Raw genomic sequence first — 12,049 nt, forward strand, 5'->3', positions numbered from 1 at the left:
AGGAGACGGGAACATGCCAGCCTGCGCACCCCTTCACACCGAGCACCCCCACTCGCCGCACAGCCCCGCACCGACACGCCGCCGCCCCCGGATCGAGGGCGCCGACCTGTCCGCGGCCGTCGCGGTCTTCCTGATCGCCCTGCCCCTGTCCCTCGGCATCGCCCTGGCCACCGGCGCCCCGCTGCAGGCCGGCCTCGTCGCCGCCGCCGTCGGCGGAGTCGTCGCCGGACGGCTGGGCGGCTGCCCGCTCCAGGTCAGCGGGCCCGCCGCCGGACTCACCGTGGTCACCGCCGACCTGATCCACCGTTACGGCTGGCGGGCGACCTGCGGTATCACGGTGCTCGCCGGTGTCGCCCAGCTCGGCCTCGGCTGCCTGCGAGTGGCGCGCGGCGCGCTCGCGGTCAGCCCGGCCGTGGTGCACGGCATGCTCGCCGGCATCGGCATCACCATCGCCGTCGCCCAGCTGCACATCGTCCTCGGCGGCAGCCCGGACAGCTCCGTCCTCGCCAACCTGCGGGATCTGCCCGCCCAGTTGGCCGGCCTGCACCCGGCGGCGGTGACGATGAGCGTGCTGACCCTGACCCTGCTGCTGGCCTGGCCGCGCCTGCCCGGGCGCGCCGGCCGGCTGCTGCGCAAGGTGCCGGCCGCCCTCGTGGCCGTGAGCGGAGCCGCCGCCACCGCGGCCCTCACCGGCCTGGCCCTGCCCCGGGTCGACCTGCCGTCCTGGCACAGCCACGCCCTGGCCGGACTCCCCGAGGGACCGGTGCTCGGTGTGGCGGCCGCCGTGCTCACCACCACCCTGGTGTGCAGCGTGCAGTCGCTGCTCGGGGCGGTGGCCGTGGACAAACTGGTCGCCTCCCGTCCCGGGCCCCAGTCCCGTGTCGGCCGCTCCGACCTGGACCGGGAACTGCTCGGCCAGGGCGCCGCCAACATCGTCTCGGGAGCCCTCGGCGGGCTGCCGGTCGCGGGAGTGGCGGTGCGCAGTACCGCGAACGTGAAATCAGGGGCGGTCAGCCGGAACTCCACGATGCTGCACGGCGTTCTCGTAGTAGTCGCCGCGCTGCTGATGGTCCCGGTCCTGGAGGAGATCCCGCTCGCCTCCCTCGCCGCACTGGTGATGGCCGTCGGCATCCAGATGGTGTCCCTGCACCACATCCGCACGGTGACGCGCCACCGCGAAGTGCCGGTCTACGCCGCGACCGCACTCGGTGTGGTGTTCCTCGGCGTCCTGCAGGGCGTGTGCCTCGGAGTCGCCGTGGCCGTCGCCATCGCCCTGCACCGCCTCGCCCACACCCGCATCACCCACACCGAGAAGGAAGGAGTCCATCACGTACGGGTCCGCGGCCAGCTGACCTTCCTCGCCGTGCCCCGGCTCAGCAGAGCACTGCATCTCGTACCCCAAGGCACCCACGCCGTCGTGGAGTTGGACGGTTCGTTCATGGACCACGCGGCGTACGAGTCGCTGCAGGACTGGCGCGGTGCCCACCTCGCACGGGGTGGAACGGCCGAGCTGACGGGCCGGCGCGACGGAATCCGGACCGCCGGGCAGGCCCCGCCCGCCGAGTGCCGGTGCCACCCCTGGACCCCCTGGCGCAACCATCAGTCCTGCTTCGCCGGTGCCCCCGCCGCCCCGGCCGGGCGGGAGGCGGGCCGGGAACTGGCCCGTGGCATCAGCTCGTTCCAGCGGAACACCGCGCCGCTGGTGCGCGACGAGCTGGCGCGGCTCGCCCGGGAGGGCCAGCGACCCGCCCAGCTGTTCCTCACCTGCGCCGACTCCCGGCTCGTCACGTCGATGATCACAGCCAGTGGTCCCGGCGACCTGTTCGTCGTCCGCAACGTCGGCAACCTGGTGCCGCCGCCGGGCGAGGAGCACGGTGACGACTCGGTGGCCGCCGCCATCGAGTACGCGGTGGACGTGCTCGGGGTGCGCTCGATCACGGTGTGCGGGCACTCCGGGTGCGGGGCGATGCAGGCGCTGCTCACCACCGGGCCCGATGACCGGAGCACTCCGCTGCGGCGGTGGCTGCGGCACGGGCTGCCGAGTCTGACCCGGATGGCCGGAGACCTGCGCGGCCGGCCCCGGCTGGCCGGGCGGGCCCCCGTTGACGCGGTGGAGCTGCTGTGCCTGACCAATGTCGTCCAGCAGCTGGCGCACCTGCGGGCGCACGAGCCGGTCGCCCGGGCGCTGGCCAGGGGAGAGCTGGAGCTGCACGGCATGTACTTCCACGTGGGCGAGGCCCAGGCGTACCTGCTCGCGGGACCGGAGGGAGGAACGGTGTTCGAGGACGTCGCGGAAGGCGTCCGCCGAGGTGAGGAGGCATGCGGCCCGGCACGACCCAGGAGCCGGGGACAGGTCTAAACCAATTTTTCCGTCGACCCTTGTCATCGGACCCCCGCGTCTGATGAGCTGTGGCCTGGGACACAACGGACACCCTTCGAAAGGGAGATGTCGTGAGCAACGAAAGCCTGGCCAACCTGCTGAAGGAAGAGCGCAGGTTCGCGCCGCCCGCCGACCTGGCCGCGCACGCCAACGTCACCGCGGAGGCGTACGAGCAGGCCAAGGCTGACAGGCTCGGCTTCTGGGCCGAGCAGGCCCGTCGGCTGACCTGGGCCAAGGAACCGACCGAGACGCTGGACTGGTCCAACCCGCCGTTCGCGAAGTGGTTCAAGGACGGCGAGCTGAACGCCGCGTACAACTGCGTGGACCGGCATGTGGAGGCGGGCCATGGGGACCGTGTCGCCATCCACTTCGAGGGTGAGCCCGGCGACAGCCGCGCGATCACCTACGCGGAGCTGAAGGACGAGGTCTCCCGGGCCGCCAACGCCCTGCTGGAGCTGGGCGTGCGCAAGGGCGACCGGGTCGCCATCTACATGCCGATGATCCCGGAGACCGCGATCGCGATGCTGGCCTCGGCCCGTATCGGCGCGGCGCACTCGGTCGTCTTCGGCGGATTCTCCGCGGACGCTCTCGCGACCCGGATCCAGGACGCGGCCGCCAAGGTCGTCATCACCGCCGACGGCGGCTACCGGCGCGGCAAGCCGTCCGCGCTCAAGCCGGCCGTCGACGAGGCGGTCGAGAAGGCGGGCGGTGTCGAGCACGTGCTCGTGGTGCGCCGTACCGGGCAGGAGGTGGTCTGGAACGGCGAGCGGGACGTGTGGTGGCACGAGCTGGTGGGCCGGCAGTCGGCCGAGCACACCCCGGAGGCGTTCGACGCGGAGCACCCGCTGTTCATCCTCTACACCTCCGGTACGACGGGGAAGCCGAAGGGCATCCTGCACACCTCCGGCGGCTACCTCACCCAGACGGCCTACACCCACTGGGCGGTGTTCGACCTCAAGCCGGAGACGGACGTGTACTGGTGCACGGCCGACGTCGGCTGGGTGACCGGGCACTCGTACATCGTGTACGGCCCGCTGGCCAACGGCGCCACGCAGGTGATGTACGAGGGCACGCCGGACACCCCGCACCAGGGCCGGTTCTGGGAGATCGTGCAGAAGTACAAGGTCACGATCCTCTACACCGCGCCCACCGCGATCCGGACGTTCATGAAGTGGGGCGACGACATCCCCGCCAAGTTCGATCTGAGCAGCCTGCGGGTCCTGGGGTCGGTCGGTGAGCCCATCAACCCCGAGGCCTGGGTCTGGTACCGCAAGCACATCGGGGCCGACGCCACGCCCGTCGTGGACACATGGTGGCAGACCGAGACCGGCGCCATGATGATCACGCCGCTGCCCGGGGTCACCGAGGCCAAGCCCGGTTCGGCGCAGCGGCCGCTGCCCGGCATCAGCGCGACCGTCGTCGACGACGAGGCGAACGAGGTGCCCGACGGCGGCGGCGGTTACCTGGTGCTCACCGAGCCGTGGCCGTCGATGCTGCGCACCATCTGGGGCGACGACCAGCGGTTCCTCGACACCTACTGGTCCCGCTTCGAGGGCAAGTACTTCGCCGGGGACGGGGCGAAGAAGGACGACGACGGCGACATCTGGCTGCTGGGCCGGGTGGACGACGTGATGCTCGTCTCCGGGCACAACATCTCCACCACCGAGGTGGAGTCCGCGCTCGTCTCGCACCCGTCGGTCGCCGAGGCCGCCGTCGTGGGCGCCGCGGACGAGACCACCGGCCAGGCCATCGTCGCGTTCGTGATCCTGCGCGGCACGGTCTCGGAGACCGACCAGCTCGTCGGTGAGCTGCGCAACCACGTCGGTGCCACGCTCGGTCCGATCGCCAAGCCCAAGCGGATCCTGCCGGTCGCGGAGCTGCCCAAGACCCGCTCCGGCAAGATCATGCGGCGCCTGCTGCGGGACGTCGCGGAGAACAGGGAGCTGGGCGATGTCACCACCCTGACCGACAGTACGGTCATGTCGCTCATCCAGGACAAACTGCCCTCTGCGCCCAGCGAGGACTGAGCGCACCCGGAGGCGTGAACGGCACCCCGGGGGGCACTCGGCCGGCGAACGTGCCGGGTGCCCCGCGGGTGACTAACGTAAAGATCACCGGACCCGGCACGCCCCACGTTAGGTAAACTAAACAAAGTGCCGCAGGAGCGGCACGCCAGGTGCGCCGGGAAGTCTGGTCGGCATGTGCGTCCCGCCTGCCCCCGGAGGTCTCCCGTGACCGCGCCCCGCACCACCCCCCGCAAGGTCCTCGGCCGGCTGTCCCTGCCCGAGCGGACCTTCGTCGCGAACGCGCTGCGCACCGAGACCGTGGGCGGCACCCTGCTGCTCCTGGCCGCCGTCGCGGCGCTGCTGTGGGCGAACATCCCCGCCCTGCGCGACAGCTACACGAGCGTCGGCCACTTCCACCTCGGCCCCGGCGCCCTCGGCCTGCATCTCTCCGTGGCCCACTGGGCCGCCGACGGACTGCTCGCCGTGTTCTTCTTCGTCGCCGGCATCGAGCTCAAGCGTGAGCTGGTCGCAGGCGACCTGCGCGACCCCCGGGCGGCCGTGCTGCCGGTCGTGGCGGCGCTGTGCGGGATGGCCGTACCGGCGCTCGTCTACACGCTCACCGCCCTCGCCGGGCACGGCTCTCCGCAGGGCTGGGCGGTGCCCACCGCCACCGACATCGCCTTCGCCCTCGCCGTCCTCGCGGTCATCGGCACCTCACTGCCCAGCGCCCTGCGCGCCTTCCTGCTCACGCTCGCGGTCGTCGACGACCTCTTCGCGATCCTGATCATCGCGGTCTTCTTCACGGACCGGCTGAACTTCGCCGCCCTCGGCGGGGCCGCCGCCGGCCTCGCCGTGTTCTGGCTGCTGCTGCGCAAGGGCGTGCGCGGCTGGTACGTGTACGTGCCGCTCGCCCTCGTCGTCTGGGCACTGATGTACAACAGCGGCGTGCACGCCACCATCGCCGGCGTGGCGATGGGCCTGATGCTGCGCTGCACCCCCCGAGAAGGTGAGCGGCACTCCCCGGCCGAACACGTCGAGCATCTGGTGCGGCCCCTGTCGGCCGGGCTGGCCGTCCCGCTGTTCGCGCTGTTCAGCGCCGGTGTGCCGATATCCGGCCGGGCGCTCGGCGACGTGTTCGCCAGGCCCGAGACGCTCGGCGTCGTGCTCGGCCTGGTCGTGGGCAAGGCGGTCGGCATCTTCGGCGGCACGTGGCTGACCGCCCGCTTCACCCGCGCCCAGCTCAGCACGGAGCTGGCCTGGGCCGACGTCTTCGCCGTGGCCTCGCTCTCCGGGATCGGTTTCACGGTCTCGCTGCTCATCGGTGAGCTGGCCTTCGAGGGCGACGCCGTGCTCACGGACGAGGTGAAGGCGGCCGTCCTCACCGGATCGCTGATCGCGGCGGTGTGCGCGACGGTGCTGCTGAAGCTGCGCAATGCCCGGTACCGCGGGCTGTGCGAGGACGAGGAGCGCGACGAGGACCTCGACGGCATCCCGGACGTCTACGAGCAGGACGACCCGGCGTACCACCTCCGCATGGCCGCGATCCACGAGCGCAAAGCCGCCGAACACCGGCGTCTGGCGGCCGAGCGGGCGGCCGAGGCACGCCACGGGCTTGCCGAAGTACCGGGCGGGGCAGGCGAGGAGAGCGGCGGTCCGGCATGATCTGACGAGACGGTACAAAACAAGACGGCCGCACACGCACGACGGCTACCCGGATGGCCGTACGGAACCGACGGCCGTTCCACACAGCGCATGTGCGGCACGAGAGACCTCTGAGGGAGAACGCGATGAGCGCACCCGACGGCAGCCCGGTCGGCGCCGAACGCAGCATCGGCCAGCTGTTCGCCTCGGCGACGACCGATTTGTCGGCGCTGGTGCACGACGAGATCGCCCTGGCCAAGGCCCAGCTGAAGCAGGACGTGAAGAAGGGCGCGGTGAGCGGTGGCGCCTTCTCGGTCGCCGGCGCGGTGCTGGTCTTCTCCCTGCCGATGCTCAACTTCGCCCTGGCGTACGGCATCAGGACCTGGAGCGGCTGGAACCTGGCCGTCTGCTTCCTGCTGTCCTTCGCGGCCAACGTGCTCATCGCCGGCTTCCTCGCGCTCATCGGCGTGGTGTTCGCGAAGAAGGCCAAGAAGAGCCAGGGCCCGCAGAAGGTGGCCGCCTCGATGAAGGAGACGGCGGGCGTCCTGCAGAACGCCAAGCCGCACCCGCGCCCGGAACTGCCCGAGGACCGGGCGCCCGCGGCCATCAAGGCTGTGGCACGCTCGTCGTCATGACGGACCCCGCCGCCCTCTCACCCGTGCGGATCGACCTCCCGGACGGGAGGCAGGTCACCCACCGGGATGTCGCCGCCAACGGCGCCCGCTTCCACATCGCCGAGCTGGGCGACGGCCCCCTGGTGCTGCTCCTGCACGGCTTCCCGCAGTTCTGGTGGACGTGGCGGCACCAGCTGGCCGCGCTCGCGGACGCGGGCTACCGGGCGGTGGCGATGGACCTGCGGGGCGTCGGCGGCAGCGACCGCACGCCCCGCGGGTACGACCCCGCCAACCTGGCCCTGGACGTCACCGGGGTGATCCGCTCGCTCGGCGAACCGGACGCCGCGCTGGTCGGCCACGACCTCGGCGGCTATCTGGCGTGGACGGCGGCGGCCATGCGGCCCAAGCTCGTGCGGCGCCTCGCCGTGGTGTCCATGCCGCATCCGCGGCGCTGGCGCGCGGCCATGCTGCGGGACGCCCGGCAGACGGCCGCCAACTCCTACATCTGGGGGTTCCAGCGGCCGTGGCTCCCGGAGCGTCAACTCACCGCGGACGAGGGCGCGCTGGTGGGCCGGCTGATCCGGGACTGGTCCGGGCCGCGGCTACCCGAGGACGCGGCCGTGGAGACGTACCGGCGGGCCATGTGCATCCCCTCCACCGCGCACTGCTCGATCGAGCCGTACCGCTGGCTGGTGCGCTCGCTGGCCCGCCCGGACGGCGTGCAGTTCTACCGCCGGATGAAACGGCCGGTGCGCGTGCCGACGCTGCATCTGCACGGCTCGCTGGATCCGGTGACCCGCACGCGCAGCACGGCCGGTTCGGGCGAGTACGTCGAAGCGCCGTACCGCTGGCGGCTGTTCGACGGCCTCGGCCACTTCCCCCACGAGGAGGACCCGGCGGCCTTCTCCACCGAACTGGTCAACTGGCTCAAGGATCCCGAGCCCGACCGGTGACCGTTCTGTGAGCAATTGGATGCGCGGAGTATCCGTATCGTGAACAGATGTCCCCCGAACGGCCACATGCCTGCCGCATAGGCCAATTGGGCGGCGCGGAGGCGGTTATCGACCTTCGGGCGGGGGCACACGTCGGGGTATGGGCTGGACGCACGACTACAGTGACGCACCCCGCAACCGCCGCTCGGCCGCTGGCCTGAGCATGCCTCAGCGAGGCACCCCGCAACTCGCGGATGGCGACCTCCGGGTGGGAATTCCGCGTATCCTCCGCCGCCGGGCCCGCTGGGTCTCGGTGCGCCTGCGTCACCCGCGGGCCTGACGCCGCCGCGCCGTCCTACAGGGCGCAGCTGTCCGTGTCCACCTGCTCGTTCGCCGTACGGCCCCGTTCGATGTCGGCCCGGATCTCGTCCGACGTCAGGGCGTAGCCCGTGTCCGCGTCATCGAGGGACTTGGCGAACACCACTCCGTACACCTTGCCGGCCGGAGTGAGCAGCGGGCCGCCGGAGTTGCCCTGACGGACGGTGGCGTACAGGGAGTACACGTCGCGGCGGACCGTGCCGCGGTGGTAGATGTCCGGGCCGTTGGCCGTGATGCGTCCGCGGACCCGCGCCGCGCGCACGTCGTACGCGCCGTTCTCGGGGAAGCCCGCGACGATCGCGCCGTCGCCTCCGCTCGCGTCCTGGTCGGTGAACCGCAGCGAGGTCGCCCTCAGGTCCGGTACGTCGAGTACCGCGATGTCGCGCTTCCAGTCGTACAGCACGACCTTGGCGTCGTACTTGCGGCCCTCGCCGCCTATCTGCACCCGCGGCGCGTCGACTCCGCCGACCACGTGCGCGTTGGTCATCACACGGCGGTCGGCGAAGACGAACCCGGTGCCCTCCAGGACCTTGCCGCAGCTCTGGGCGGTGCCGGTGACCTTGACGATGGAGCGCTGGGCGCGCAGGGCCACCGGGCCGTTCGCGAGGGCCGGGTCGGGCGGCTGCACGTCCTTGATCGGCTCGTCCGAGAACGGGCTGAAGACCTGCGGGAAGCCGTTCTGCGCGAGCACGGAGGAGAAGTCCGCGAACCAGGTGTCGGCCTGTGCGGGCAGCGCCCGGGAGACGCCGAGGAGCACCTTGGAGCCGCGGACCTCCTTGCCGAGCGTGGGCAGGGTCGTGCCGGCCAGGGCGGAGCCGATCAGCCAGGCCACCAGGAGCATCGCGACGACGTTGACCAGCGCTCCGCCGGTGGCGTCCAGGGCACGGGCCGGGGACCAGGTGATGTACCTGCGCAGTTTGTTGCCGAGGTGGGTGGTCAGGGCCTGGCCCACGGAGGCGCAGACGATGACGACGACCACGGCCACGACGGCGGCGGTGGTGCCGACCTCCGTCCTGTCGGTCATGGCGTCCCAGATGACGGGCAGCGTGTACACGGCGACGAGGCCACCGCCCAGAAACCCGATCACCGACAGGACGCCGACGACGAAGCCCTGGCGGTAGCCCACCACCGCGAACCACACGGCCGCGACGAGCAACAGGATGTCCAGCACGTTCACTGCTTCAGGCCTCGCCTACTCACTCCGCTCCCAGCAGCTCGGCCGGGGCCCGGGGGTCGCCCCGGGCGATACAGCACGGGGATCACCCTGTCATGCGTGCCAGTCGAGCGGGACCTGCTTCGCACGGTCCCACGGGCGTTCCCAGCCCGCGTAGTGCAGGAGGCGGTCGATCACTCCGGCCGTGAATCCCCACACCAGGGCCGATTCGACCAGGAATGCCGGACCGCTGTGGCCTCTGGGATGGACGGCGGTGGCGCGGTTGGCGGGATCCGTGAGATCCGACACGGGGACGGTGAAGACCCGGGCGGTCTCCTTCGGATCGACGACGCCGACCGGGCTGGGCTCGCGCCACCAGCCGAGCACGGGTGTCACGACGAAGCCGCTGACCGGGATGTACAGCCGGGGCAGGACGCCGAAGAGCTGCACACCGGAGGGGTCGAGCCCGGTCTCCTCCTCGGCCTCGCGCAGCGCGGCCCGCAGCGGGCCGTCGCCCTGCGGGTCGCCGTCCTCGGGGTCCAGTGCGCCGCCGGGGAAGGACGGCTGTCCGGCGTGCGAGCGCAGGGAGCCCGAGCGCTCCATGAGCAGCAGCTCGGGGCCGTGCGCTCCCTCGCCGAACAGGATCAGCACGGCCGACTGCCGCCCGGAGCCGTTCTCCGGCGGCAGGAAGCGGCTCAGCTGGAGCGGCTGGACCGTCTCGGCGGCGTGCGCGACGGGATCCAGCCAGTCCGGCAGCCCTTCCTTGCTGAGCGTCACCGGACCGCCTCGTGTCTCGCTTGCCCTCGTCATCGCCACCCCCGTCGCTCTGCCTTCTCCAACGCCCGAGGGCCCCTAGATCGTTCCGTCACGCGGCCCCCAGCGGCGGCGCCGGTCTGCCGCCCGCGTCGAGGTAGGCCTGCGGTGGCTTCAGCCGCTGCCCGGGGAAGCCGCCCTTCTCGTACTTCAGGAGCTTTTGCGCCTTCTCCGGGTCGGTCTCGCCCTCGCCGTAGGCCGGGCAGAGGGGGGCGATGGGGCAGGCGCCGCAGGCGGGCTTGCGGGCGTGGCAGATCCGGCGGCCGTGCCAGATCACGTGGTGGGACAGGTCGGTCCAGTCGCTCTTCGGGAAGAGCGCGCCGACGGCGGCCTCGATCTTGTCCGGGTCGGTCTCCTCGGTCCACCGCCAGCGCCGGACCAGCCGCTGGAAGTGGGTGTCCACGGTGATCCCGGGCCGCCCGAAGGCGTTGCCGAGGACGACGAAGGCCGTCTTGCGGCCCACGCCGGGCAGCTTGACCAGGTCCTCCAGCCTGCCGGGCACCTCGCCGCCGAAGTCCTCGGTGAGGGCCTTGGAAAGCCCTATGACCGACCGGGTCTTGGCGCGGAAGAAGCCGCAGGGGCGCAGGATCTCCTCGACCTGCTCCGGGTCGGCGGCGGCGAGGTCCTCGGGGGTGGGGTACCTGGCGAAGAGAGCCGGGGTCGTCTGGTTGACGCGCAGGTCGGTGGTCTGGGCCGACAGCACCGTGGCGACCAGTAGCTGGAAGGGGTTCTCGAAGTCCAGTTCCGGGTGGGCGTACGGGTACACCTCGGCCAGCTCGCGGTTGATGCGGCGGGCCCGCCGCACCAGGGCGGTGGACGACTCCCCGGACGGCGGCCTGACGGCGATCTTCTTCACGGCCGCGGCCTTCTTCTCGGCACCCTTGGCGCCGGCCGCCTTCTTCGCGGCACCCCTGGCCCCGGCCGCCTCCTTCTCGACGCTGCCGACGGCGACCGCCTTCTTCGCCGGCGCGGCCTTCTTCGCGGGCGCGGCCTGCTGCGAGGAGTTCTCCGGAGCTACGACAGCCTTTTTAGCCGATTTGCGTGTTTTACTACTTCCTCCGGAAGCGTGTTCGCCCACAGCGGAATCGCGACGTACAACCACCCGCCCAGCCCCCTTGGCCTGTGCTCTCACCGGCGATTTGGACACCCGGCCAGCCTAAAGCCCGGCGCCGACATCCGCCCCGGACCCCGTGGACCGGCCCCCGATTGGACCCCTGACGCTTACCCCGGGACACCTGTGCGGCATCCTTGTGACAGATCACACTGTTTGGACCGTCCGGCAAAACGGGGAACACGGTCCCCTGGTACACCGGGGAGCAATATCCCCTGAGCAGGTCGACAAGGAGAGAACTCGTGGACGACGTTCTGCGGCGCAACCCGCTCTTCGCGGCTCTCGACGACGAGCAGGCCGCGGAGCTTCGCGCCTCCATGAGTGAGGTGACCCTCGCACGCGGCGACTCACTCTTTCATGAGGGGGACCCAGGCGACCGGCTGTACGTCGTCACCGAGGGGAAGGTCAAGCTGCACCGCACTTCCCCCGACGGCCGGGAGAACATGCTCGCCGTCGTCGGCCCCGGCGAACTGATCGGCGAGCTGTCGCTGTTCGACCCGGGCCCGCGTACGGCGACCGCCAGCGCGCTGACCGAGGTCAAGATGCTCGGCCTGGGCCACGGCGACCTCCAGCCCTGGCTGAACGTGCGGCCCGAGGTGGCCGGCGCCCTGCTGCGCGCCGTCGCCCGCCGGCTGCGCAAGACCAACGACGCCATGTCGGACCTGGTCTTCTCCGACGTCCCCGGCCGCGTGGCCCGCGCCCTGCTGGACCTCTCGCGCCGCTTCGGCGTGCAGTCCGAGGAGGGCATCCACGTCGTCCACGACCTCACCCAGGAGGAACTGGCCCAGCTGGTCGGTGCCTCCCGCGAGACCGTGAACAAGGCCCTCGCGGACTTCGCCCAGCGCGGCTGGCTCCGGCTGGAGGCACGCGCCGTGATCCTGCTCGACGTCGAAAGGCTGGCCAAGCGGTCACGCTGACCGTCCCGGGGGCTGCCGCCCCCGGAACCCCACCCCGGCCCGACCGGCCTCGTCCCAGGGCGCCGGACGGGCTGTCACGGCTGTCCCGCCTCCGAAAACCGGCT

At 71.7% G+C, this 12,049-nt stretch carries 10 protein-coding genes; 7 read left to right on the plus strand and 3 right to left on the minus strand.

What is annotated here, in order from left to right:
- Positions 1–13 precede the first annotated feature (13 nt).
- The 6 genes from FHS34_RS20100 to FHS34_RS42640 all read left to right on the plus strand — a co-directional run bounded on the left by FHS34_RS20100 (position 14) and on the right by FHS34_RS42640 (position 7,913).
- Positions 14–2,359 (plus strand): SulP family inorganic anion transporter, encoded by a 2,346-nt coding sequence (locus FHS34_RS20100; protein ID WP_184967333.1) that lies wholly within the window; start codon positions 14–16, stop codon positions 2,357–2,359.
- A gap of 92 nt (positions 2,360–2,451) precedes the next feature.
- Positions 2,452–4,407, plus strand: coding sequence for an acetate--CoA ligase (acs, locus tag FHS34_RS20105; protein WP_184967336.1), 1,956 nt, complete (start codon positions 2,452–2,454; stop codon positions 4,405–4,407).
- 204 nt (positions 4,408–4,611) lie between these two features.
- A complete protein-coding gene (gene nhaA / locus FHS34_RS20110; RefSeq protein WP_184967338.1) occupies positions 4,612–6,048 on the plus strand; it encodes a Na+/H+ antiporter NhaA in 1,437 nt (478 codons plus the stop codon).
- A gap of 125 nt (positions 6,049–6,173) precedes the next feature.
- A complete protein-coding gene (locus FHS34_RS20115; RefSeq protein WP_184967340.1) occupies positions 6,174–6,662 on the plus strand; it encodes a phage holin family protein in 489 nt (162 codons plus the stop codon).
- Positions 6,659–7,594: an alpha/beta fold hydrolase gene (locus tag FHS34_RS20120; protein WP_184967342.1), complete on the plus strand. Its 936-nt coding sequence runs from the start codon at positions 6,659–6,661 to the stop codon at positions 7,592–7,594. The genes FHS34_RS20115 and FHS34_RS20120 overlap by 4 nt, the downstream gene beginning before the upstream one ends.
- Before the next feature lie 139 nt (positions 7,595–7,733).
- Positions 7,734–7,913: a hypothetical protein gene (locus FHS34_RS42640; protein ID WP_225817466.1), complete on the plus strand. Its 180-nt coding sequence runs from the start codon at positions 7,734–7,736 to the stop codon at positions 7,911–7,913.
- Positions 7,914–7,928: 15 nt separating this feature from the next.
- Here the strand turns inward: FHS34_RS42640 and FHS34_RS20125 are convergent, their stop codons facing one another.
- The 3 genes from FHS34_RS20125 to nth form a co-directional block, all read right to left on the minus strand.
- Positions 7,929–9,128 (minus strand): MarP family serine protease, encoded by a 1,200-nt coding sequence (locus FHS34_RS20125; protein ID WP_184967352.1) that lies wholly within the window; start codon positions 9,126–9,128, stop codon positions 7,929–7,931.
- 90 nt (positions 9,129–9,218) lie between these two features.
- Positions 9,219–9,914 carry an NUDIX hydrolase gene (locus tag FHS34_RS20130; protein ID WP_184967354.1) on the minus strand — a complete coding sequence of 232 codons (696 nt, stop codon included), beginning with the start codon at positions 9,912–9,914 and terminating at the stop codon, positions 9,219–9,221.
- A gap of 55 nt (positions 9,915–9,969) precedes the next feature.
- A complete protein-coding gene (gene nth, locus FHS34_RS20135; protein ID WP_184967357.1) occupies positions 9,970–10,995 on the minus strand; it encodes an endonuclease III in 1,026 nt (341 codons plus the stop codon).
- Positions 10,996–11,270: 275 nt separating this feature from the next.
- Here nth and FHS34_RS20140 point away from each other — a divergent pair, with 275 nt between their 5' ends.
- Positions 11,271–11,945, plus strand: coding sequence for a Crp/Fnr family transcriptional regulator (locus tag FHS34_RS20140; RefSeq protein WP_073887802.1), 675 nt, complete (start codon positions 11,271–11,273; stop codon positions 11,943–11,945).
- Positions 11,946–12,049 lie beyond the last annotated feature (104 nt).

Source organism: Streptomyces echinatus (assembly GCF_014203595.1).
Classification (GTDB): domain Bacteria; phylum Actinomycetota; class Actinomycetes; order Streptomycetales; family Streptomycetaceae; genus Streptomyces; species Streptomyces echinatus.